This window comes from Nakamurella aerolata (assembly GCF_013002705.1).
Lineage (GTDB): Bacteria > Actinomycetota > Actinomycetes > Mycobacteriales > Nakamurellaceae > Nakamurella > Nakamurella aerolata.
In genome coordinates this window covers 49,261-72,575 of sequence record NZ_JABEND010000013.1, presented here as the reverse complement: position 1 = coordinate 72,575, position 23,315 = coordinate 49,261, and the positions used below count along the sequence as shown (strand labels likewise).

The 23,315-nt window shown below is 71.3% G+C and carries 20 protein-coding genes; 8 read left to right on the top strand and 12 right to left on the bottom strand.

What is annotated here, in order from left to right; translation table 11 throughout:
• Window positions 1-37: 37 nt before the first annotated feature.
• The 3 genes from HKD39_RS17380 to HKD39_RS17370 form a co-directional block, all read right to left on the bottom strand.
• On the bottom strand, window positions 38-850 hold the full coding sequence (locus tag HKD39_RS17380; RefSeq protein WP_171201135.1) for an HlyD family efflux transporter periplasmic adaptor subunit: 813 nt from the start codon (window positions 848-850) through the stop codon (window positions 38-40).
• On the bottom strand, window positions 847-2,412 hold the full coding sequence (locus HKD39_RS17375; protein WP_171201134.1) for a SagB family peptide dehydrogenase: 1,566 nt from the start codon (window positions 2,410-2,412) through the stop codon (window positions 847-849). The genes HKD39_RS17380 and HKD39_RS17375 overlap by 4 nt, the downstream gene beginning before the upstream one ends.
• An 89-nt stretch (window positions 2,413-2,501) precedes the next feature.
• The gene (locus HKD39_RS17370; RefSeq protein WP_171201133.1) at window positions 2,502-4,835 is read right to left on the bottom strand and encodes a TOMM precursor leader peptide-binding protein; all 2,334 of its coding nucleotides are present in this window, start codon (window positions 4,833-4,835) and stop codon (window positions 2,502-2,504) included.
• Window positions 4,836-5,118: 283 nt separating this feature from the next.
• On the opposite strand from HKD39_RS17370, the gene HKD39_RS17365 reads away from it, so the two are divergent.
• Entirely contained in the window at window positions 5,119-5,304 is a 186-nt protein-coding gene (locus HKD39_RS17365; RefSeq protein WP_171201132.1) for a hypothetical protein, read from the top strand.
• Window positions 5,305-5,314: 10 nt separating this feature from the next.
• Entirely contained in the window at window positions 5,315-8,029 is a 2,715-nt protein-coding gene (locus tag HKD39_RS17360) for an AAA family ATPase (protein WP_171201131.1), read from the top strand.
• A 21-nt stretch (window positions 8,030-8,050) separates the two neighbouring features.
• Here HKD39_RS17360 and HKD39_RS17355 read toward each other — a convergent pair whose 3' ends face one another.
• Together HKD39_RS17355 and HKD39_RS17350 are read right to left on the bottom strand one after the other, a co-directional pair.
• Complete coding sequence (locus tag HKD39_RS17355) at window positions 8,051-8,806, bottom strand: VOC family protein (protein ID WP_171201130.1); 756 nt, start codon at window positions 8,804-8,806, stop codon at window positions 8,051-8,053.
• Window positions 8,752-9,756, bottom strand: coding sequence for a hypothetical protein (locus tag HKD39_RS17350; protein WP_171201129.1), 1,005 nt, complete (start codon window positions 9,754-9,756; stop codon window positions 8,752-8,754). Before HKD39_RS17350 ends, HKD39_RS17355 begins: the two co-directional genes overlap by 55 nt.
• Window positions 9,757-10,011: 255 nt before the next feature.
• Between HKD39_RS17350 and HKD39_RS17345 the strand changes: the two genes are divergently transcribed.
• A complete protein-coding gene (locus HKD39_RS17345) occupies window positions 10,012-10,236 on the top strand; it encodes a hypothetical protein (protein ID WP_171201128.1) in 225 nt (74 codons plus the stop codon).
• Window positions 10,237-10,240: 4 nt separating this feature from the next.
• On the opposite strand, the gene HKD39_RS17340 is transcribed toward HKD39_RS17345, so the two are convergent.
• Window positions 10,241-13,669, bottom strand: coding sequence for a BTAD domain-containing putative transcriptional regulator (locus HKD39_RS17340; protein ID WP_171201127.1), 3,429 nt, complete (start codon window positions 13,667-13,669; stop codon window positions 10,241-10,243).
• Window positions 13,670-13,934: 265 nt separating this feature from the next.
• Between HKD39_RS17340 and recF the strand changes: the two genes are divergently transcribed.
• The 3 genes from recF to HKD39_RS17325 are packed head-to-tail and all read left to right on the top strand — an operon-like array spanning window position 13,935 to window position 16,308.
• Window positions 13,935-15,221 carry a DNA replication/repair protein RecF gene (gene recF / locus HKD39_RS17335; protein WP_171201157.1) on the top strand — a complete coding sequence of 429 codons (1,287 nt, stop codon included), beginning with the start codon at window positions 13,935-13,937 and terminating at the stop codon, window positions 15,219-15,221.
• 29 nt (window positions 15,222-15,250) lie between these two features.
• Window positions 15,251-15,721 carry a pyridoxamine 5'-phosphate oxidase family protein gene (locus HKD39_RS17330; RefSeq protein WP_212754710.1) on the top strand — a complete coding sequence of 157 codons (471 nt, stop codon included), beginning with the start codon at window positions 15,251-15,253 and terminating at the stop codon, window positions 15,719-15,721.
• A gap of 5 nt (window positions 15,722-15,726) precedes the next feature.
• Window positions 15,727-16,308, top strand: coding sequence for a DciA family protein (locus tag HKD39_RS17325; RefSeq protein ID WP_171201126.1), 582 nt, complete (start codon window positions 15,727-15,729; stop codon window positions 16,306-16,308).
• A gap of 57 nt (window positions 16,309-16,365) precedes the next feature.
• Here HKD39_RS17325 and HKD39_RS19030 read toward each other — a convergent pair whose 3' ends face one another.
• The 3 genes from HKD39_RS19030 to HKD39_RS17315 form a co-directional block, all read right to left on the bottom strand.
• Complete coding sequence (locus HKD39_RS19030; protein ID WP_212754709.1) at window positions 16,366-17,010, bottom strand: GMC oxidoreductase; 645 nt, start codon at window positions 17,008-17,010, stop codon at window positions 16,366-16,368.
• Window positions 16,950-18,278, bottom strand: a complete 1,329-nt coding sequence (locus HKD39_RS17320) for a GMC family oxidoreductase (protein WP_212754708.1) — start codon at window positions 18,276-18,278, stop codon at window positions 16,950-16,952. The genes HKD39_RS19030 and HKD39_RS17320 overlap by 61 nt, the downstream gene beginning before the upstream one ends.
• A gap of 286 nt (window positions 18,279-18,564) precedes the next feature.
• Complete coding sequence (locus HKD39_RS17315) at window positions 18,565-18,942, bottom strand: UBP-type zinc finger domain-containing protein (protein ID WP_171201125.1); 378 nt, start codon at window positions 18,940-18,942, stop codon at window positions 18,565-18,567.
• Between the two features lie 638 nt (window positions 18,943-19,580).
• On the opposite strand from HKD39_RS17315, the gene HKD39_RS17310 reads away from it, so the two are divergent.
• The gene (locus tag HKD39_RS17310) at window positions 19,581-20,672 is read left to right on the top strand and encodes an LLM class flavin-dependent oxidoreductase (RefSeq protein ID WP_171201124.1); all 1,092 of its coding nucleotides are present in this window, start codon (window positions 19,581-19,583) and stop codon (window positions 20,670-20,672) included.
• A gap of 30 nt (window positions 20,673-20,702) precedes the next feature.
• Here HKD39_RS17310 and HKD39_RS17305 read toward each other — a convergent pair whose 3' ends face one another.
• Window positions 20,703-21,638, bottom strand: a complete 936-nt coding sequence (locus HKD39_RS17305) for an RNA polymerase sigma-70 factor (protein ID WP_171201123.1) — start codon at window positions 21,636-21,638, stop codon at window positions 20,703-20,705.
• 2 nt (window positions 21,639-21,640) lie between these two features.
• The gene (locus HKD39_RS17300; RefSeq protein WP_171201122.1) at window positions 21,641-22,231 is read right to left on the bottom strand and encodes a carboxymuconolactone decarboxylase family protein; all 591 of its coding nucleotides are present in this window, start codon (window positions 22,229-22,231) and stop codon (window positions 21,641-21,643) included.
• Between the two features lie 117 nt (window positions 22,232-22,348).
• On the opposite strand from HKD39_RS17300, the gene HKD39_RS17295 reads away from it, so the two are divergent.
• On the top strand, window positions 22,349-22,783 hold the full coding sequence (locus HKD39_RS17295; protein ID WP_212754707.1) for a YdeI/OmpD-associated family protein: 435 nt from the start codon (window positions 22,349-22,351) through the stop codon (window positions 22,781-22,783).
• A 36-nt stretch (window positions 22,784-22,819) separates the two neighbouring features.
• Here HKD39_RS17295 and HKD39_RS17290 read toward each other — a convergent pair whose 3' ends face one another.
• Window positions 22,820-23,134 carry a DUF1905 domain-containing protein gene (locus tag HKD39_RS17290; protein WP_171201121.1) on the bottom strand — a complete coding sequence of 105 codons (315 nt, stop codon included), beginning with the start codon at window positions 23,132-23,134 and terminating at the stop codon, window positions 22,820-22,822.
• Window positions 23,135-23,315: the final 181 nt, after the last annotated feature.

Here is a 23,315-nt window from a genome sequence, read left to right as displayed (position 1 = left end):
CGGGGTCCGCGGCGTGTGGTGAGCACCCGCCATCGTCTCAACCACCGAAGACCATGCTCAGCGGGGTCTGCGAGCCGACCGCGATGGTGCCGGTCACCAGCACCTGCGAACGCAGCGGCATCGGCGGACCAGATTTGCTGGTCCAGGCAAACCCGCTGGCGGTACTGGGATCTGCATCGAGCGACACCAGAACCAGGTGGGGCGCACCGGATTTCACGTACTGCTCGGCCGCCAGGTCGCCACCGACCAGCGCCGCCACCTGCGCCCTGGTCAGCGGGTAGGGGCTGCTCGACCGCACCGCGCCGCGCAGCAGCCCGAACCGGGCGGACGGCGCCGTCGCGACGTTCAGGGTGACCTGCTGCCCGGTCTGCAAACCGGCGTAGGCGGCCTCGTCCGCGAACAGCATGGCGACCATCGGCTCCGAGGGGCTCGCCCGGCGTTCAACGGTGACCAGCGCGTCGCCGCGCGCGAGAATCTGTGCGTCACTTGCCGATTGGCCGACGACGGTGCCGGCGAACGGGCTGGGAATCGGCACCGTGCGGCCGTCGGCGGTGGTGACGGTGGCCAGCGGCGCACCCTCGGCGATGCTCTGTCCGGGGCGGACGGCCAACCTGGAAACCACCCCGTCGAGCGGACTCTCGACGGTGACGGTGCCTTGCGGATAGGTGAGCAGCCCCGGCGCCGACACCGACACCGGCAGCCTGCCGACCACCGACCAGGTGAAGGCCGCACAGATCACGAAACCGATGACGAAGGTGGCGATCCAGCCGCGCGGTGAGGCCAGCAGCGTGGGGGAGTCGAGCTCGTCGGGCTCCCGCATCTTCTGCAGGGCCTTGAACCGGAACATCATGACGACGGCCCACCCGCAGCGGTAGCGGGGCCCTGCCCTGACCCGGCCTCGCCCGTCCAGTCGGTGTCGACGTCGCCGGCGCCCACCGGCCGGCTGCCGAGCACCAACTCGCCGACAGTGCCCTCGGTGTAGTAGTCGATCCCGCTGGCGGCGGCGAACAGATCGGCATCGCCGCCACCGAGCGGGCACAGGCTCAACCTCATGGCGGTGGCGGCCAACGACAATGTTTGGTACAGCACCCCAACGTGTTTCAGGATCAAGGGGTAGGCAATGGATTGGTACTTGAACATCACCCGCCCGAACCTGGCTGTCACCAGCAGGACTACCTGCGGGTCGGTCCGCATCACTGCCGCCGCCCTTGCACGGGCCACCAGGCCGGTCAACGCGCCGTGCTCGGCGCGCACCAACTGCAGCCGGTGCCGCGACGAGTCGTAGTGCCACAGGCCGGGGTTGATGCCGGTCACGTTGGTGATCAGCGGGTAGATCTCCAACTCGTGGCTGGCCCCGCCGGATGGGTACGGGCGGTCAGCCACCTCGGCCCCCGCCCCGTCGCGGAAGGTGCGGCGCAGCCGTTGCGTGCGGTACAGCAGCTCGCCCAGTTGCCCGACCGTCAGCGGATGGTCGGGGTCTTGGGTGCGCCAGGACCGGCGCCGTTCGATGACGTCGGTGAGCGAGGGGTCGGTGGCCCGCAACTGCTCGAGGTCGGGCGTCGGCAGCGGGACGGTGGCGCCGTCGAAGCTGGGCCGGACGGCCGGCTCCGGCTGCCGCCGGCCGCGGCCGGTGTAGGTGCCGCCGTAGCCCGCAACGGTGCGCGGGCTGCGCGAGCGGCTGTGCATCCAGATATCGGCGAACTCCCACTGCCGCAGCGACTCTGCCGGTGCCGGCGACGCTGCCGGCTCGGCGGCGGCCACCGTGACCAGGCCGGCGGTGCGTGCCAGCCGCAGCAGGCCGAGCAGGGCAGCACGGTCCACCTCGGCCGCCGGCTGCTCGGACAGCAGGCCGAGCAGTTCCTGTGCCGAGCGCGGCTGCTGCAGCTGCGGCAGCACCGCCCCCCAGCGCGGGGCGAGCCGCACCGCCAGATGGTGGCGCGGGACCGCGGCGTGAAAGTTGCCGTCCACCGCCGTGATCGACACGTTGTCGGCCAGAGCGAGCCGCTCGTCCGCGCCGGGAACAGCGGCCAGCGTTGCCGGTCCGCGTCCGGCGACCACCAGCGTGGCCTGCGCGGCGCCGGTCCGGTCGGCCACGGCATGCTCGAGCAGGCCGGCGGCGCCCAGTCGGGCCAGCAGCAGATGCATGCCCAGCAAAGCGTTCTCGTCGTGCGCGGCGAGCACCCTGCCGGTCAGCTCGGGTTCGGTGACGCCCGGCTGCTGCAGCGCAGTGAGCACGGCTGCTGCGGGCGGCGCCGTGCCGTCGACGCCGAGCCAGCCGGTGCTGTCGGAGCCGACCCGCCACCTGCCGTTGCCCGGCTGCACGGTGACCCCATCGCGCAGCCGATGCACCAGCGCAGCGTCCGGCCCGGCGCGGCCGGAGTCGACCACCGGGTCGGTCTGAGTGCTCGTCATCGGACTGCCCTTCTGTAGCGGTAACGGTTGATGCTGTTGGGGTGCAAGGGTTCTGCCGTTCAGTGGGAGTCGGCGGAACAATCTCCTGACTAAAAGAAGACGCTGTAAGGGTTCAGGGCCGACTCGTCAAGGGGTTCTGCGCGCCAGCCCATGGCCACCGGGACGTCGTACAGCCGGCCCGGCCCCAGCCGCCGCCAGAAGTGCCGCAATCCGGGCGCCAGTACCTTCACCACGCTCAGCTCGATCTCCGGACGGGTCTGGTTCAGCACCATCACCTCGACGTCCACCTCGGCGGCCCGGTTCACGCACCACTGCACGGTGTCGGCGAGATCGCTGGTACCGAGTTCGGCGAAGTCGGCCAACGTCGCCGGTGGTTGTCCCGGGTCGGGCAGCAGCCACGGCTGGTCCTCGACCCTGGCCGTTCGGCACCAGTCCAGAGTTTCCAGATCGTCGGTGCGGTAGATGGTGTTGCCGTCGTCGTCGCGCTGGTCGACGAACGGCAGGAACTGGTTGAGCTCGGTCAACGCCCGGAACAGGGCGGTCCTGGCGTCCGGGTGGGCGCCGAAGCCCACCATCACGTCCTGCACGGCGTGGTCGCGGTGCGAGCCGGCGACGAACGTCGGGATACCCAGATCGGTGGTGATGTCCAGCACCCAGATGTCCCGGCCCATCCCGGCGTAGAACTGTTGCAGGGTGCGCACGTACGGGTCGTCCAGCGACGCCAGGTCGAAACCGCGGCGACGGAGCCGGTTGTACCACCAGATCGCCACCGCGTCCCGCTCGGCGAGCTCGCAAAAGCCTTGCAGCACAGCCTCTTCGATGGTGTTGCCGGCTGCCGACCCGTTGGAGTCGCCGACGCAGTAGAAGTGCTCGGCCAGGTCGGGGTGGCCGTACCAGGCGATCCCGGCGGGGACCAGCCGTTCGGTGGAGTTGGTCAGCGACCACGCCCGTGACCAGTCGATCGGCCGGTTCTGGTCGAACGGTTCCGGCACCAGGTGCAGCCGGTTTGCCGGGTCGGCGTTCCAGGCGGCGGCGTTGGCCTGCTGCCGATCCGAGAACAGCAGCAGGTCGGCCGGGTGCACCGCCTCGCCGGCTCCGAGTGCGGCGAAACTCGACCTGACCACCGGCTCGTCGCTGCGCCACACCGCGCAGTACCGTTCGACGGCCTCGCAGATGGCGCTGACCTTGGCCTGGATCTCGGTGCGCCCCTTGCCGCCGGACTGCCCACGCAGGTTGCGGCGCAACAGATCCATGTTGTCGTTGACCATGGCGAAGTTGTGTCCGGCGGTGAAGCTGTAGGTGACGCCGTTGCCGCCGACGTCGTGCGCCGACAGCACGGTGACAGCGCCGAGCACCGGGCTGATGTGTTTGCTCAACCGGTCGAAGGTCTGCTGCGGCGGCTGGACCCGGAACCCGCCGTCGGTGGTGTGACTGGCTTGCGCGGGGCTCAGCACCACTTTCGGGCTGCGCTGGCTGACCAGTGCCGGGTCGCCGCACCGTCGGCACTGCGGCTGGGCAATCAGCTGGTGCTCGTCGACGGCGAGGGTTTTCAGGTCGATGGTGACCAGCCGACCGTCGAGCGTGCCGCCGCCGGCCCCGGACTGCCGCCGCACCAGCTCGGCGCCGAGCAGCCCGGTGAACACCTGCACCGCGGCCGGATGTCTGGCCGTCACCGGGTGCGCGGCGACGGCGCCGGCCCGGCGTTCGGCGTCGCGGTGGCGTCCGCCTGCCCCGGTGCGGTCGGCTCGGCCGGCCAGGTAGCGCTCCACCTGTCGATTGCCGGTGATGCGCTGTTCGAGGCAGGCCCAGCAGCCGGTGCTTCCCGGCGTCAGCAGCGGACCGAGCCACAACTCCCGGCCCAGCGGCCTGGCAATCAGCCAGGGCTGCTCAGCGGTGAGGAAGGCGCGGTTCAGCCCGTCGAGCGCCGGGTCGAGGTAGTCGTCCACCAGCACAACGGGCAGCGCGCCGCCGGGCTGCGCCGACAACTCGTCGACGGTGGCGGACTGCACCCGCACACCGGCCCGCAGCAGCCCGTCCCGCACGTCGGCGGCGACCGCGTCGGCCGCACCGACCGCCGCCAGCTGCACGGTCGCGGGTTCGTCGCTGGGGGTGAGCTCGTGAATGTCCCACCAGGCCAGCTCGGCCTCGTCCAGCGCGCCGGCCGCCCCGGCGAGGCTGCCCTCGGCCAGGTGGCCGCCGGCCTCGAGGGTGCGCAGCGCCGCGAAACTCTGGGCCGGGCCGACCACCGGCGCCAGACGCGCCACCAGGTCCATCACCGTGTGGCTGCCGTCCAGCAGTGGCACCAGCGCGGCCACCACCGGGTTGTCGAGGACGAAGTGCTTGCCCTCCGCGAGCAGGAACACCCGCCGGCCGTCGACAACCTCGACCTGGTAGTTGGCCTTCAACCGGGGCTGAGTGTGCATGGACGACTCCGTAATCGCGGGCTGGACCGGTGCGGTCGGCGGACGAGTCCTGCTCCCCGGCAGGTACTCCCTGTTAGACCGTCGCCACCGGCGGCGGCGACGGCAACGCCTTCGCCGCGGTTTCGGTGCCGACCGCGGCCGGGCTACGCGATGCGTACGTAATGAGCCGGCGAGTACGTAATCGTCGGCGGGTGGCTGGCCGCCCGCCGGGTACTGGCCGACCATCGAGCAACGGACGGTGTTCGTGTCGGACGGACGCCGCCGGGCGAACAAAGGAGTGGGCATGCAGGGGCAGGGCCTACGAAATCTGCGGTTGATCGTGCCGGTCAGCTTCGGCCTGATCGTGGCGCTGGTCGCCGTCACCAAGTCGGAGTGGGTGGGCTGGGTGGCGGCCGTCGGCGGAATCCTGGTGGCGGCGTTCTTCGTGTTCACCTCGATGACGAGGCGCGGGACGGACGCCCGTCACTAGACTCGTGCCGGTGACGGAGCAGGTGCTGGTGCACCGGCGCCGGGCACTCAACGCCGCGGAGCAGGCCATCCAGGCCTGGCGTCACGGAGCGGCTGCGGCCGCCGTGGTGACCGGTGATCGCGGGATGGGCCGGTCGTCGTTGCTGGCGGCGGTCGGCGCGGCGTTGGCCGGTGAGCCGGGGCAGGTGCTGCAGGCGCGCGCGGCGGAGGCCGAGCGTGAGTTGCCGCTCGCCGTGCTGGCCCAGCTGATCCCGTCGGACGACCCGCGGTGGGAACCCGCGTTGCTGGCGCTGGAGCAGCTGTCGGCGGCCGGCGCGTCCGCGCTGGGCAGGCGGCGGTGCTGGGAGTCCGTCGTCGGCGCGCTGCGCGAGGTGCTGCGGGCGGGCCCGGTCGCGATGGTGCTGGACGATGCCGAGTGCGCGGACGCGGAATCGCTTGCGGTGCTGGCGCAGCTGCGTCGTCGGCTGACCGATCTGCCGCTGCTGCTGGTGCTCGCCGTGCGCTCCGCCCCGACGTCGGACGCCGCTGGGCGCGCCCGGCTTGCCGAGCTGCTCGACTCGGCACCGGCGACCATGATCGAGCTCGAGCCGCTGTGCCTTGGCTGCACCACCGCCGCGGCCGAGGCAGCGCTGGGGGCGCCGATCGACCCGGAGCTGGCACTGGTGTGCCACCTGGTGAGCGACGGGAATCCGTTGGTGGCCAACGCTTTTCTGCGCCGGTTGACGACCGGGTCCGGAGCCGCACCTGGCGCCGACGAGGTGCGGCGGATCGCCGCCCAGACCCTGGAATCCACCAGGATGACGTGGCTGCGCAGCGACCGGCCGGCCGCGGCCGAGCTGCTGTCGGCGATGGCGGTGCTCGGCCCGCAGGCCGACCCGGTGACCACCTCGATGATGGTTGGGCAAGGGGAGCTCGCGGCGGCGCAGGCCAGGCAGCAGCTGGCCGATGCCGGGTTCGTCGATCTCGGGCTGCCGGTCGCCATTCGCAGCGAGCTGCTCCGCGGCGCTGTGCTCGCCGGAATCCCACTGGCGGAACGGCAGCGGCTGCATCTGGCCGCGGCCGAACTGCTCTCCAAATTCGGCGCCCCGGCCACCGACGTGGCCGAGCACCTGATGGTGATCGAGCCGACGGGACTGGATTGGGCCGTCACCGCACTGCAGCAGGCGGCGCGGACCGCCGCCGGCGGTGGCGATTACGATGCCGCCTCCCGCTATCTGCGCCGGGCCATCGCCGAGTCGGCCGAACTCCCCGACTCCGATCCGGTCGGCCGGTTGACCGAGGAGATCGGCGCGGTCGAGTTGCATCACGACCTGCCGTCGTCGATGCGGCATGCCGAGCGGATCGCGCAGGCGGTCGCCGACCCGGCCGAACGGGCCACCGCGCTGCTGCCGCTGGTCAGCACCGTGCTCGCGATCGACTCGATCCCGGCGACGGCGCCGTTCACCGCGCTGGCCGCCGAACTGGTCGGTACCGGCGCAGCGCTGCCGCAGCAGTGGTGCCGCTTCGGCGCGGTCGCGGTACTGACCGGGGCCGACGCCGGACCGCGGTGGCGCCGGGTCGCCGCCCACGGTGGCCCCGGCCCGGCGGCCGCCGCGGTGCTGGCGGCGTGGTCGGCGGCGCTGGCCGGTGCCGGCACCGCCCGACGCACCGCCAAGCGGCTGGCCACCGCGGCGCTGGGGGAACTGCCGCCCGGCGTCGATCAACTGCCCGCCCTGCTCACCCTGCTCTGGACGGACGAATCGCAGCGGGCGCTCACCGGCGCCGATGCCGTGGTGCTGGCCGCACAGTCGCAGGGAGCCCCGGTCGAGGAAGCAACCGCCCGGCTGGTGCGCGCCGAGCTGCTGCGCCGCCGCGGCGAGCTCACCGACAGCCTCGCGGATGCGCAGGCGGCACGGGACCTGGCCGTTGCCGCCCATGCCGGCGGCATCGCCCAGGGTGCGACCGCGGTGCTCGTGCTGGCGCTGCTGGAATCCGGACAGGCGGCGCTGGCCAGGGAGGCACTTGCCAGGGTCGACCCGTTGGCCCGGCCGCATCCGCTGGTCGCCGGCTACCTGCGGTTCGCCGCCGGCCAGGAAGCGCTCGGGCGGGGGGCGGCACAGCGCGCGGCGCAGTACTTTCTGCAGGCCGGGCACGCCCTGTCCGCGGCCGGCATCCACAACCCGGCATGCCTGCCATGGCAGAGCGCGGCCGCGGCGGCGCAACTCGCCGCCCAGGACAGGGCCGGCGCCACCCGCTCGGCGCAGGCCGCGATGTCCGCGGCCCGGCGCTGGGGCGGGGCCGGTGCCATGGCTCCCGCACTGGCCGCGGCGGCCATGGTCGGGCTCGGCAACCGCAGCGAACTGCTGCAGCGGGCTGCGGACGCCGCGGCAGCGGCCGAGTTGCGGCTGGATCTGCGCCCGGCGGTCGCCGCCGCTGCCGCCACCGCGACCGCCGACGGCGACGTCGCCGAGGCCAAGGCCGTCACCGCGCTCGGCGCCGTCCTGACGGGTGGATCGGTGCCGGACGCGGCACCAGGCCAGCAGGGCCGAGCCGCTGGGTCGGCGCAGCTGACCGCCTCGGAGACCAGGGTGACCGACCTGGTGATCAAGGGCATGAGCAATCAGGAAGTGGCCGACGCCCTGTGCCTGTCCCGCCGCACCGTCGACACCCACCTGAACCGCGTCTACCGCAAGCTGAAAATCACCAGCCGCTCGGCGCTGGCCGCCGCCCTTGGCCGCAAGGGTTAGCTGGGACGGTTGACCGCCGCACTAAGCGTGTGCGAGTTCTCGCAGCCCGACGAGGGCGCCCCAGGGATCGCGTAGCAGCGCCTGGCCGGCCGCATCGGCGTCGACCACCTCGGCGCCGGCGGCGACCGCCCGGCGCTGTGTCTGCGGCAGCGAGCTGACGCCGAACACCGGCGCCCAGCCGGCCGGGCCGCTGCCGGAGAATCGTTGCGGCAGTAGCGGATCGGCAGTCACCTCCGGTTCGGTGGCAGCATCCGGTTCGGCGCCGGCATCCGGGTTGGTGGCTGCATCCGGTTCGGTGGTCAACAGGGTCGACAGCAGCTCGGGCGTAACACCCGCGGTCGGCTCCGGCGCGGCGTACAGCACCGTTCCGCACCAGCTTCCGGGTTCGGCGGTCACCACTACACCCTCGTCGTGCGCGCCGTGAAACAGTCCGGCCACCACCCCCGTATCGGTGCAGGCCACCAGCGCCAGCTGCCCCGCGGCGGCCTGCCAGGCCGGCATCACCACCCGAAAGCCGTGTGCGCTCAGGGTTTTCAGGTCGTCCGGCAGGTGGGCGCTGGCGTAGTAGACGGTCCAGGCGGACGCTCCGCTACCCATCGGGGCCCGGCCGCACCCACCGATCAGTCCGGAGCGGCCTTGGATCAAGCGGTAGCCGTCTTCACCCTCAAGGGTCCAGCCGAACAGCTCCGCGAAGAAGCCGGCGAAGCCGGTCGGATCCGTTGTCAGGCAATCGATCCAGCACGGGGTGCCGGCACGGTAGCTCGTTCGTCGTGGCATAGCCGCTCCGCAGCGTTCGGCCGGCTGAGTTGCCGGTGCATCTCGAGCGCCACCTCGTCGGCGGCCGCTGGTCGGGGGATTTCCAGGTAAACCCGGTTCAGCGCGCGGCCCACCTCGGCGGCCTCCGGAGGCCAGAACGCGCTCGGTTGTTCACAGCGGCCGCGCAGCCGCGGAAGGTCAGCTCGGCCGCGGCAGATCCTGACCTCGAGCGGCAGCGGCAGTTCGGCGTGCAGTGGGACGATGGCGCCCACCGCCTCAGGGCGAACCAGCAGGGTCGGCCCGGTGAGCGCGGATTGGCAGGTCTGCACGGCGTCGTCCGGCGTGCTGGCGGCGATGTCCGCAGCGGCGGCACCGCGCAACCGCAACGGGGTGTGCAGCGCCAGCGTCCGCCGGATCCGCCGGTCGATCACCAGCAGTTGACTGGACACCAGCCGCCAGCCCAGCCGGCACAGCGCCAGCGCCAGCTCGGCACACTCGGACGGGTCGGTGCCGGTGAGGGCCAGCGTCGTCGGGCCGCGGTGCACCACCGTCGCCGGACGGATCGCGTACCGGTCGCCGAGCGCGGCAAAGGGCGGCAGCGCCGGCGGGAACTGGTGTAACGAGACCAGCGGCCGGCGCAGCATGCTGACGCCGTCGGCCCGGCGCACCCTGACCTCCCGCTCCAGTGCCCGGGAGCTGCCGCGCTGGCCGGGCAGGGCGGGTCCGGTGATCTCGACCTGGAAATCAGCCCTGCGGGTGCGGGCCAGATGCGGGCCGAAGTGGAAGCCGAGGTCGGGCAGCTCGTCGCCGACCACGGTGAAGGTGTGGGTGAAGAACTCCAGCGTGCGGCGTTGGTGACTGGCGGGCGACGCGGCGATCCGGGTGACGGCAGGCCGGTGGCCGGCTGGTCCGTGCGGGGACGCTGTCGCGGTGGCCGCCCGGCCCGCTGAATTCAGGTCAGCAGAATCCATGCCAGCAGGGTGCCGACGGGTCGTTCCGGTTGGGTCCCCGTTCGATCCCGCTCCCGGCGACCGATCCATGGCCGGCGCGGGTGGGCCGGCGGGAACGTTCCGGTATCCGGCCGTGACTGGATGGTGGGTGTCTTCGGCGGCCGGTCGACCTGTCCGGTTCACCACGAGCGGTTCGGCGCTGGTGGTAGCAGCGCCGGCTGTTCGGGCCGCGCCGCCGGCTCCTTGCGCAGTCACTCCAACGGGACGGAAACAACCATGAACGAGAAGGACACCGTCGCCACGGCACCCGCAACCCCCGCCATCCAGAGCGGGCGCCGAACCCGGCGCACCGTCCGCCGAGCCGTCGTTGCCGCGGTGGCGGCGCTGGTGGTCGGCGGTGGCGTGGCCGCACCGGTGGTCACCAGCGTGGCGTCCGGCGGCCCGGCGGCGCACATTGCGACACCCGACAGCGGCGGCCACCTGGACCCGGTCGAGGAGTAGCCGCTCAGGTGGTGACGTCAGCCGCCGTGCCCACCCGCCCGGTGGCTGCGCGCCGGCAGCGCCCGATCCTGGCGGCGTAGGCGCCGTCCAACGACCCGGCCAGCGCCGTCGCCTGCGCCCACCGATCCGTGCTGTCGGCGCCCTGGACCTGCGCCACCAACGCCAACCCGACGAGCGCGGTGAGGTGCTCGGCGACCTCGTGAGCGCGGGGCGCCAGTTCGGCGGCCAAGCGGTAGGCCGTCTCGGCCTGCTCCCATTCGCCGCGCCGCCAGTGCACCAGCCCGAGGGTGTTGGCCGCTGACGCCTCTACTCCCGGTTCACCCAGCTGCCCGGCCGATCGGGCACCGGCCCGAGCCATCCGCAGGGCGGCGGCAAGATCGGTTGTCGATCCGTCCGGAGCGACCGGCCCGGCGTCCGCGGTGGGCCAGCCGGCGTGCTGCTCGTCGGCAAATCCCTTGCGGGCCAACAGGTCAGCCATGCCGATGTCGATCAGCGCAGTGGCCAGCGGCATGCCGATCGACTCTGCGCTGCGGCGCGCCGATGCGTACAACTCGGTCGCGATCTCGGCGTCACCGTGACGCGCCTGCAACTGCGCAAGGTTGATGGTCGGGATCACCCGGCGGCTGACGCTCGGCTGGTTCCGCACCCGCTGCTCGACTTCGGCCGCGGTCCGCAGGGCCTGGGCGTGCTCGCCAAGGTCGGTCAGGACCAAGCTGATGGCGATCAGCACCGAATTCTCCTGCCGGCTGTTGCCCACCTCTCGGTGGATCGCCAGCGCCTGGTGGAAGTAGCGCATCGCGTCGCGGAACTGGCCGGCGCCGCGCAGCACCACCCCGACATTGGCAAGGCAGACACCTTCCCAGCGTCGGGAGCCGAGCTCCCGCGACAGTTGCAGCGCCTGCTCCGCATGCCGCCTGGCCGTCTGAATGTCGCCGGATCCCCACAGCGGCGGGAACAGGTTGATCCGGCCGCGCAGCTCTTCGTCGCGGTCGCCGAGCGCTTGGGCCGAGGCCACCGCCGCCGACAGCAGCGCCAGTTGGGTCGAGGTGGCGCCGCGAACCTGCAGGTAGTAGGTCAACTCCCTGGCATAGGCGATGGCGTGGCGATGCAGACCCAACGCCGGTGCGCGCAGCGCCGACGCCCTGATGGTCGGGTACTCCTCGTCCAGCCAGGCGTAGGCGGCGGCGTCACCGTCGAACGTCGGCGCGTCGTCCGGCGCGTTCAGGTCAAGGTCGATGGCCGCCCGATCCGGCTGCAGGGCGGCCGCGGCAGCGCGGACGCCGGCGAGCAGCGCGTCGTGGTAGCACCGCTGGGCGGTGTCGGCCTCGTCGGCGTCGATCAGGTCGGCGCCGAAGCTGCGCATCAGATCGTGCAACTGGTAGCGCTGCGGGCGCGGCGACTCGATCATCCTGGCGTCGAGCAGTTGCTCCAGAAGCGCCTCACCCTGCTCGGTCGGCAGCCCGGCGGCGGCCGCGGCGAGGTAGGGGGAGAACGTCTCGTCGGTGACGTGGCACAGCAAGCGGAAGAACCGCTGCTGCTGCGGGCTCAACCCGTTGTACGACAAGCGGATCGCCGCGTCGACGCCGCGGCCCTCCACCGTCAGTTCTTTGTGCGGCCGTTCCGCGGATCGCAGCCGGTCCACCAACTTGGCCAGCTGCCAGTGCGGGCGGGCCTGCAGTCGGGCCGACGCCATCCGCACCGCGAGCGGCAGTCGACCGCAGCATTCCAGCAGTCGGTCCGCCATGCCGGGTTCGGCGTCGAGGCGCTCCCGACCGAGGGTTGCCGCCAAGAAGGCCTGGCCGTCCTCGGCGGACGGCGGGGTGAGCAGCAGCGGAACCGAGCCGTCCAGACCGGGCAGCCCGGCCCGGCTGGTAGCGATCACCAGGGCGTCGTCCGACCCGGGAATCAGCGCCCGCACCTGCGACGAATCCACCGCATTGTCGAGCACCAGCAGCATCTTCAGGCCGGCCGTGCCGTCTCGCCACAGCGCGGCGCGCTCGTCGGGATGGTTGGGAATCTGGTTGCCGGGCACGCCGATCCAGCGCAGCAGCCGGTCAAGTGCCTCCTCCGGCTCCAGCCGATCCCGCCCCTCGGTCAGGCCGTGCAGGTCGAGAAAGAACTGGCAGTCGGGGTAGCGCGAGCGCCATCGATGTGCCGCATGCACCGCCATGGCGGTCTTGCCGACGCCCGGCATGCCTTGCAACACCACGATGGTGGTGCGCCGGACGTCGGGCTCCGGCAGCAGCATCTCCAGCGCGGTCAGCTCCGGTGCCCGGCCGGTGAAGTCCGGAAGGTCGTACGGCAGCGTCGACAGCATCTGCGGTCCGGTCCCGGCGGCAGGGTGACGTCCTGGCGCTTGCGCACCCGCCGTGGCGATGTCGGGTGTCGCGCCGGCGCGGGGATGTGGCAGTGCCCGCGGCTGCGGCGTGCCGGGCTGCGGCATGCCCGGCGGTGTCGCTGCCGGGATGGGGGTGGCTCCCGGGGTAGCGGCGACCGCGCCACCGACCGGCACCACCAGCCGGGAGCGGCGTTCGTCGGGGCGCCGACCGGCAACTACCTGCTGGTTGTCGGTTGCCGCGGGGCGGGCGGATGCGTCGCCGCCGCCTTGACGGGAATCGGTGACGGCCGGGGCGGGATCGGGGCCGGTGGCCGCCGGCTGCGCGGCATCGCGCTCCGCGGCAGCCGGCGAGCCGGGATCCGCGGTGAGGATGCGCTGGTACATCCCGGCCAGCTCGGCGCCGGGGGACACGCCGAGTTCGTCGTCGAGCAGCCGGCGGCACCCGTCGTACAGCCGCAGCGCATCCGAGGGGCGCCCGGACCGGTCGAGCGCCAGCATCAGCCTGGCCACCAAGGATTCCCTGGTGCGGTGCTCGGCCACCAAGCCGGACAGCAGTTGCACCGCCGCCGCCGGGCGCTGCAGGGTCACCTCGAGATCGGCGAGCTGTTCGACCGCGGCCAGCCTCAGCTCCTCGAGATGTTGGGCTGCCGCTTGCAATTCCGTCGACGCCAGCCCGGCCAGCGCGGGCCCGTGCCACTGATCAACACCCTGCCGCAGCCGGTCGGCGGCGCCGGCCGGATCCGCTGGATCCTGGGCGGCCTTCGTCGCCGCGGTGAAGACCAGCAGGTCCAACCGTTCGGCGGGCAACTCGAGGCGATAACCGGCGGAATCGGTGCGGATGGCAACGTCCGGGTCGCCGGCCAACTGCTGCCGCAGCTGCGCGATGGCCTTGCGAACCTGATGATCGGCGGTGACGGGTGGGTCCTCGTCCCAGACCGAGCGGATCAGCCGATGCATCGGCACCGATCGGCCGGCCTGCACCAGCAGCGCGGCCAGCACCCGTTGCTCCTTCTGGCCGTGCAGAGCCAGTTCGGTCGAGCCGTCGAAAACCCGCAATGGCCCCAGCACAGTGAACAAGAGCCTGCGCTGAGCCACGAATGCTCGCCCCCGATCGCCGCGCGTCCGTCCAACCGGCCTAGGTCAGCACTCAGTGTGCCAGCGTCGGCACCACCGCGTCGGGGTATCCAAGGGTAATTCGGGTGAATATGTACCAGGCCGGGGTACACGCAGCGACACCGCCATCGCCGTCACTTAATCGGACAAGTCGTCGGTGTTGGTACGGGGTCGGGTCACCCGGGATGCCGGAGAGCGTCGCCCCCGGGGCCGTCGCCGAGCGATTCGATCCGCCAAGATGGACGCTGTGTTCGTCCGTCATCTGTCCGTCGCCGACTACCGGTCGTGGCCGACGGCCGAGCTGCCGCTGGGCGCCGGGGTGACGGTGCTCGTCGGCCGCAACGGCATCGGCAAGACCAACCTGGTGGAGGCCGTCGGCTATCTGGCGACGCTGGGCTCGCACCGGGTGTCCACCGACCAGGCGCTGGTGCGGCGCGGCGCGGCGCAGGCCATCGTCAGGGCGGCGGTGGTGTCCGACGGCCGGGAGCTGCTGGTCGAGGTGGAGATCAATGCCGGCCGGGCCAACCGCGGCCGGATCAACCGGGCGCCGGTCACCAGGGTGCGGGACGTTCTCGGGGTGCTGCGGACCGTGTTGTTCGCGCCGGAAGATCTGGCGCTGGTGCGCGGCGACCCGTCCGAGCGCCGCCGGCTGTTGGACGACACGTTGATCATGCGGGCGCCGCGGCTGGCCGGGGTGAAGTCCGACTACGACCGAATCCTCAAGCAGCGCAACAGTTTGCTGAAGTCGGTGGTGGCGGCGCGACGCTCCGGCGGGCAGCCGGACCTTGCCACCCTTGAGGTGTGGGACTCCCAACTCGCCACCGTCGGCGGCCAGCTGATGGCCGAGCGGATGCGGCTGGTGCAGCAGTTGCGTCCGTACGTGGTCGCCGCCTATGCCGATCTGGCGCCGGCGTCCGAGCCGGTCGATCTGCGCTACCAGTCGTCGGTGCTCGAGGAGCTGACCGCGCCGCCGGACGCGGCTGCCGCTCCCGGCGCCGACGAGCTGACAGCGGCGATGCTGCAACGCATTTCCCGCCGCCGGCCGGTGGAACTGGAACGCGGTATCACCGTGGTGGGGCCGCACCGGGACGAGCTGGAGCTGCTGCTCGGCGACGGCCCGGCCAAGGGCTACGCCAGTCATGGTGAGTCGTGGTCGCTGGCGCTGGCGCTGCGGCTGGGCGCGTTCGAGCTGTTGCGCAGCGACGGCGTCGACCCTGTGCTGATTCTCGACGACGTGTTCGCCGAGCTGGACACCGGCCGCCGGGCCCGGCTGGCCCAGCTGGTCGCCGACGCCGAGCAGGTGCTCATCACCGCCGCCGTCGCCTCCGACGTGCCCGCCGAGCTGGGTGGCCGCACCGTCACCGTTGCCGACCCGGAGCCGGGTGAGTCGACGCCTGCCGCCGATGAGGGCGGTGACGCCGGACGCGCTGATCCGACACGTGCTGATCCGGAGCGTGCTGGTTCGGAACAGCCGGTCGGCCCGGTGCTGCGGCCGTCCGCTGAGACCTCCGCCACTGCCGACGACCAGCGGTGAAAGTCCCGACGGGCAGTAGCATTTCCGGCATGACGCCGCACCTGCCCCCGTCGCTGCCGGCCTCGCTGCGCGAGGTGATCGACGCCGGGCCGGTCACCATGCTCGCCACCATCAACAAAGACGGCTCCCCGCAGGTCAGCAGCATCTGGATCGATCGGGACGGCGACGAATTGGTCAGCGCCCACATGGGCGACTACCTCAAGCTGCGCAACCTGCGCCGCGATCCGCGCTGCACACTGTCGTTCCCGGCGCCGGGCTCCGATCACGGCTATCTGGAACGCAACGCGGTGCTCAAGGCCACCGCCACCGTCACCGAAGGCGGCGCCCCCGAGCTGCTCACCAAGCTTGGAAACGTTACGTCGGGCCAGATTTCGAGTTCCCGGCGCCCAACCCAGCACCCGACCCGAACTTCCCAGACGGACTACTGGTGCACTACCGGATCGAGCGGATCGGCGGCGTCGGTCCCTGGTCGCCGCGTCATGGGTGATCGGCATGGGTGATCGGCATGGGTGACCGGGAGAACTCGACGCCGGACGGGGAATCCGAGAAGAGGCCGGAGACCGCAGCATCGGCGCCGCGGCCGTCGGACCCGGCGCGGCGGGCGTTGCAGGCGGCAATGGAACGGGCGGCCGCGCGCGGGCCGCGGGCCAGGTCGCCACGCGGCGACGGCACCTCGGCCGGGCTGCAGGCCCGGCTGCGGCGCAAACGCTGGGCTGCGGCCGGCCCCGATCGCCGCGATCCGCAACCGCTCGGGCTTGCGCTGCGCGGATTCGTCAAGAACTCAGGCGCCGCAACGGATCTCACCAAAGCCAACCTGCTGGGCCGCTGGGCCGACATTGTCGGGCCGGGCATTGCCGAGCACGCCACCCCGGTCAACCTGGTCGACGGTGAACTCACCGTCAGCTGCGAATCCACGGCATGGGCCGCCCAGCTGCGCATGCTGTCGCCACAGCTGCTGGGCACCATCAACGACGCTGTCGGCCGCGGCGCCGTCAAGCGCATCAAGGCCACCGGCCCGGCCGCCCCGTCGTGGCGTTTCGGGCCGCGGCACATTCCCGGGCGAGGCCCACGCGACACCTACGGCTGAGCCGCGGCTGCCGTCTTGCCGCCGCGGCTACTTTGTCGCCGCTGCCGCCGAGAAGCGTTACCTCCCAGCGGGTGCGCGCGCGGCCCGGTACTCGGCAGCGATGGCGTCCGAAGCCTTCTCGCTGATCAGGTACACCGCCGAGGCGATGAAGAAACCGGGAATGTCGGGGAACACCGAGGCGTCAACCACCCGCAGGTTCTGCACCCCACGGACGCGGAAGTCACCGTCCAGCACGGCCATCGGGTCGTCGTCCCGGCCGATCTTCGCGGTGCCGCAGGCGTGGTGCCCCCACGCCTGTTGCCGTACAAAGGTTTTCAGCTTGTCCCTGGTGTCGACCTGCGCGCCCGGGATGAGTTCCGTCGTGCTCATCTCGGTGAGATGCCCGATCACGTCGCGGGCGATCTCGATTCCGTCGACCACGCCCTCAAGGTCGTCCTGCCAGCCGTCTGAGCCCTCCGAGAAGTAGCGGAATCGGATCACCGGGACGTCGCGCGGGTCGGCGGACGCCAGCGTCACCGTCCCTGCGCGATTGTTGGTGTGTCCCTTGAGGACCAGCACCGACAGCCGGTTGTGTTCGCGCACCGCGTCGTGGGAGTAGCCGGGGTAGTAGCCGTGAAAGTCGATCGGCAGCGAGAAGATGATCAGGTCGGAGGCGGTGGGCCCAGAGTTGTCCGCCGCACCTGCTTTGTCGGCTCCGGCCACCGACGACCGGGCGATGATCGCGGCGAGCGAGCCGTTGTGCTGTACGGGCCGCCGGCGTCGTCCTGCCATTCGGCGAACAGCGGATCCGAGCTGTTCGGGTCGGACGGCACATCAAGCGCCGAGCCGGCGAAAATCGGGTAGTCCCGGTCGGTTTCGGCCACGACGGCCATTTCGTAGCGGTCGTGCAGGTTGGTGCCGACCCCGGGAGCGTCGACCAGGGTGTCGATGCCGAGGCGGTCAAGTTCGTCGCGCGGGCCGATGCCGGACAACATCAGCAGCTGCGGCGTGTTGTAGGCGCCGCCTGCCAGAATCACCTCCTTGTCGGCATAGGCCTGCCGTGCAGCGGGATGCCCGGAAGACGTTGCGGCGTCGCCGGAATGGGGCGCGTCCGCCGCGGTGGCGCGGTACAGCCCGGCGCCGGTGAGGTACTCGACACCGATCGCTCTGGCGCCGTCGAACAACACCCTGGTGACCAGGGCGTCCAGCTGAACCTGCAGCCGATCCGGGTGCTGCGCCGCCACCTGCTGCAGCCGTTCCCGGCTGCCGTTGCGGTGCCCGTCGCGCACCGCCACCGGGATGAACGCCATGCCCTGGTAGTCCTGCGGAGTGTCGGCCGCGTTCGGGTCGCGCGGCAGCGACACCTGTTCCGGGATGCCGAAGCGGTCCCTGCTGGTCCGCTCCATCGCACCGATGATGTCCAGAAACATCGGTTCCCGCCCACCGACTTTCGGGTTGGCGCGGGTGGTGCCGAGCCAGCCGTCGCGCCCGTGGGCGGCCTTGCGGTCACGAGTCGCGGCATCGTCACCGGGCAGCGGTTCGGCGTCCACCCCGCGCCAGGCCTCGAGCCGGTGGAACAGCGTGCGCATGTGCTCGGCGTTCCACGACGGGTCGCCGGTCAGCTCGGCCAGATCGTCCCAATCCCTGGCATGCGGGTAGATGATGACCATCGCGCTGATCGCGGTGCTGCCACCGAGAGTGCTGCCGCGCGGGTACCAAACCCCGTCGTGATCGGGCTGGAACTTGCTGTCGGCCCGCTGGGTGGGCTCGTCGTCGCTGTGCCGGACGAAGAAGTCCCACCGCATGTCGGCGTCCTCGCTGGCATACGCCTGCATGATCGGGATCTCGTAGTACGGGCAGCTGTGGTCGCCGCCGGCCTCGAGCACCAGCACGCTGAACCCCGCCAGCGCCAGGTTCGCGGCCAGCGGGCCACCACCGGCGCCCGACCCGACCACCACAAAGTCGTAGCGAGCCGGATCGTTCTGGCTCACAGTGCTGGATTGTTCGCCTCCGCGCTCGCTGCGGGCCTCGATCCTGCGCTCGTTCCTCGCTCCGGACCTCGTTTTGCCTCCGCTCGCTGTCGGCTCACAGGGCTGGATTGTTCGCCTCCGCGCTCGCTGCGGGCCTCGATCCTGCGCTCGTTCCTCGCTCCGGACCTCGTTGCCTCCGCTCGCTGTCGGCTCACAGGGCTGGATTGTTCGCCTCCGCGCTCGCTGCGGGCCTCGATCCTGCGCTCGTTCCTCGCTCCGGACCTCGTTGCCTCCGCTCGCTGTCGGCTCACAGGTAGTCGCGCCAGTTGGGCGGCACTCGGTCGGCGGGGCCGGGAACCGACTGGTCCTCCGGGTGGCTCTCCGGCGGGGCGAGTGGCACGCCCTCGGTGAGTTCCTCGGTGCGGTAGTCGTAGAACCAGTCTTCGCCGGGCTCGTAGCTGGCGATCACCGGGTGCCCGGTTTCGCGGTAGTGGGCGGTGGCGTGCTTGTTCGGTGAACTGTCGCAGCAGCCGACGTGTCCGCACGCCGCGCACCGACGCAGGTGCACCCACCAGCTGCCGGACTCGTCGCACTCGACACAGCCGGGGCCGCTGGGCGGCACGCTCGGGTTGATCGCCTGAGTGTCGGCGTCTGAACTCGTTGAGGTATCCCGCTGATCGGCCATGACCTGGACGCTACTGCCGACCCGAAGGCCCGGCAACAAGTCGGTGGCCGGCCACCACCAGCGGTGTGCGCACCGAGCCGGGTACGTCGGCGTTGGTGCCAGGGGCCGGGCAGTACCAGTGACGCGCCGTGCCAGTGACCCGCCGTGCCAGTGACCCGCAGTGCCGGTGGGGTGCTGTGCCAGGGAGGTGAAGCGCCAGCGAGGTGGAGCTCAGCGGAAAAATCGGCGCCTCGAATGATGTTGCCGCAGGTCAGTTTTCGCAACATCGCGTCGAGCTGCACATTTTTCCGTTGTTGGTTCGGTGCCGGTCCTCGGTGCGTCGGTCTTGCGGTGCGTGAGGGTGCCGATCGGTGCCCGCCGTCAGTGGAAAAATCGGCGCCTCGATGTCTCGCCCCGGAATCCCACCAGCGCAAACGCATTTCCAGCCGCCGATTTTTCCCCTGCCCTCTTTCCTCCCTCCTCCCGGTGACCGCAGCGCGAGGCTCAGGCAATGCTCCGCCACACGGAGCATTGCCGGAGCCACCTCGGGTTCCGCCAGCTCTTCATGAGTTCAGCAACTCACTCGGCGCCGGCGGGAGGCCCCGGATCGGGTCGGGAACCTCGTTGGCCCGCTGCTGGGATGCCGCATGATGGCCGGTGTGACTCGCTTTTGCATCGTGATCGCGCTGGAGCGCACCGCACCACGGGCGGCGGTCGAGTTGGCGACGGCCGCTGCACGCAACGGCTTCGATGGTGTGGTGCTGTCTGACCGGTTTGCGCCGTGGACGGCTGCGCAGGGCCAGGCCCCCTTCGTCTGGGCCGTCGCGGCGGCAGCCGCCCAAGCCACAGCGCCAGCAGCCGCGCAAGCCACAGCGCCAGCCGGCCAAGCCACCCAACTCCCAGCGGCCGGGCAAGCCGCGCAAGCGACAGCGGCGCCGGCGGAACCGTTGGCGGTGCACCCCGGCGTCATTGGGGTGTCCCACCGGATGCATCCCGCGGTGGTGGCGCAGGCGTCGGCGACGCTGGCCGACCTGTACCCGGGCGGGCACCGGCTGGTGCTCGGCGCCGGTGAGTTGATCAACGAGCATCTGGCCGGCAGCTACTGGCCGGAGCCGCCGCAGCGCATCGCCAGGATGTTCGAGGCGTTGGAGATCATCCGGAAACTGTTCTCCGGCAAGGAGATCCGGCACAGCGGCGAGCATTTCACGCTGGAGCAGAGTCGGCTATGGACGCTGTCGGGGCAGCGGCCCGCGGTGCTGGTGGCGACGTCGGGGCCGGTCACCGCCCGGCGCGCGGGGGCGGTCGCCGACGGCATTCTCACCGAGTCGTCCGATCCCGCGCAGGTGCGGTTGCTGGGCGAGCGGATGCGCGCCGGTGCGGAGGCGGCCGGCCGGGATCCGGCGTCGCTGCAACTGGTGGTCCGCTCGCACCACGCGCTGGTGCGCCCGACGGACGAAGCGGGCGCTGCCGCGGCGCTGGCCGACGCACCGAATCTTGCGGTGCGGTATCCCAGCGCCGAGGTGCGCACCACCCGCGATTTCGAGCAGCTGCTGCGCGCCACCGATCCGGCCGAGTTGGCGCCCAAGGTGGTGGTCGGGGACACGCCGGAACCGCATGTGGCCCGCATCCGGCAGCTGTTGGACGCCGGCGCCGACGAGCTGGAGCTGCGGTTCCTCGGCCCGGATCAGCTTGGCTACCAACAGTTTTTCTCGGGTCGGCTGCTTCCTGCGCTGGCCGACCCTGCTCATTGACGGCCAGCAAGCACACCAAGCACACCGAGCTCACCTGCTGAGCGGCACCTCGTCGGCGAGTGCGGTGAGCTTCTCCGGGTTGCGCACGGCATACAGCCCGGTCACGGCGCCGTCGACGATCTCGGCGGTGACGATGGAGTCCACCGCGCCGTCGATATCGATCCGCAGTGCCGGCTCACCGTTCACCGTCAGCGTGCTTGCCCTGATCGCCGGCCCGGTCGGCGTCACGGCGAGCAGGAACCGCAGCACCTTGTCGACGCCGACAATCGGGCGGAGCGCGGACTTCTTCAGCCCGCCACCGTCGGTGGTCAGCACCACGTCGGGGGCCAGCGCGTCGACCAGGCCGGCCAGGTCGCCGCTGTTGACCGCCTGCACGAAGCTCTGCATGACGGCTCGTTGTTGCGCCGCGCTGACCCGCTGCCGCGGTCGCCGCGCCGCCACGTGCTCGCGGGCCCGGTGCGCGAGTTGCCGGACGGCGGCCGGCTGCTTGTCGATGGCAGCGGCGATGTCGTCGTAGGACTCGCCGAACACCTCGTGCAGGACGAACACCGCCCGCTCCGTGGGGGTGAGCGTCTCCAGCACCGTCAACATTGCCAGCGAAACGCTTTCGGCGAGTTCGACGTCGTCGGCGAGGTCGGGGCTGGTGAGCAGCGGTTCCGGCAGCCAGTCGCCCACGTAGTCCTCGCGGCGGCGGGCCAGGGTGCGGAGCCGGTTGAGCGCCTGCCTGGTGACGATCCGCACCAGGTAGGCACGCGGCTCGCGGACCTCGTCCCGCGCGGCGGCGGACCAGCGTAACCAGGTCTCCTGCACCACGTCCTCGGCGTCGGCGGCGGAACCCAGCAGCTCATACGCAACGGTGAACAGCAGGCTGCGGTGGGTGACGAACACGTCGGTGCCGGTGCCGGCACCCGGTGGGTCGCCGGCACGCTCGTCCGGAGAACTCCCGAAACTGTTGCGGCGATTCATGATCACGACGGCACGCCGGCAGCCTGCGGCGCGGCGGCGAGCGGACGCAGTTGGCAGGCGTCGGCGTAACCCTCCGATTCGATGCCGAACGCGACGTTGGATCGTGCATAGAAGTTGGCCAGCGCGATCAACGCGGTGAGTTCCACCAGGGCGGGCGCACCGAGCGCACCGAGGAGCCGGGCCGACAACGCCTCGTCCACCTGCGGCGGCGACAGCGTCATCGCTTCGGCATAGCTGAGCACGTCCCGCTCCAGTTCGGTGAACACCGTGGATTCGCGCCAACGCGGCACTTCCCGCGCCTTGTCCAGGTTCAGATTCTTATTGAAGGCCTCGAAGTAGCCGAAGTCCAGACACCAGCTGCAACCCAGTTGGGCGGCCACCGCCATGTGCGCGTACGACTTCAAGCCGGCGTCGCAGGCGTTCCAGCGCTGGGACTTCTGGCTGATAGACAGGTAGCTGCCGAGCACCTTGCGGTTGTGGAAGTAGATGCCCAACGGCTCGGGAACGCGGCCGAGCAGCCGCCGGGAAACGATGCTGACCACCCTTCCGTACAGTCCGGTGACTTTCGCGGCGGGAATGCGAGGATTGCTCATGGTTGCTCCTGGACGGCTCGGGGTGATCGGTCTGATCGGGATACGGCATCAGGACACCGGCCGGCGCCCTGGTGTGACATCGACAGGTCGCAGCGTGAGCCGGCTCATACTGATCGGATGATCCGCTTTACCACGACGCTGGAACTGCACGGCAAGACGGCCACCGGGTTTCAGGTTCCGCCCGAGGTGGTCGCCGAGCTGGGCTCGGGAAAGAAGCCGAAGGTGACGGTGCACATCGGCCGGCACCGCTACCGCAGTACGGTTGCCGTGTACGGCGGGGTGTTCATGCTGCCGCTGAGCGCCGAGAACCGCACCGCCGCAGGTGTTTCCGCCGGCGACACCATCACCGTCGGGTTGGCGCTGGACACCGCCGAACGCACCGTCAACGTTCCGGACGATCTGGCCGATGCGCTGAACACCGCGGGGTTGCAAGCCGCCTTCGACGCGCTGTCCTTCAGCAAGCAGCGCGGGCATGTCGAGCTGGTGACCGGCGCGAAGGCGGCGGAGACCCGGCGACGCCGGGTGGACAGGGTGCTCGCCGCCCTGCGCTGAACTCTGCACCGGTCAGCGCGTCTTGCCGACGCCGGGTCAGCCGCGGCGGCGTGGTCGCGGCGGCTCTTCGCGGACGGTGAGCCGCATGCTGACGGTGTCGCCCTGGTCGATCGACTCGGCCCGGCGCACCGCATCCTTGATCGGGACGATGTAACCGCCGTTCTTCGGCCACAGCGCGGTGGAGTAGTCGGTGCCGCCGATCCGCACCTCGGCGGGGATCATCCCCCAGCCGTAACTGACCAGTGGCGACAGCGATTCCAGTTGTGCGGCAACGTCGTCCGGCACGGTGACGAAGTGGAACGGCGATGGCCCGCGCCAGTACCAGATCTCGCCGGAGAAGCTGCGCTGCACCTCGCCAGCCTAGGTGACCCGGCCGCTTGCCACCATCGGCCCCGCAGCGCCGAAGGGTCTGGGGACGGCCGGGCACAGCATCGTCGAGGTGCGCAACATCTGGCTCGCCCGGGCCGAGCGGCCGCCGAGGGAACCACAGGCTCAGCTCCGGCAACGCACAGCCGTCCGACAGCAACGGCGA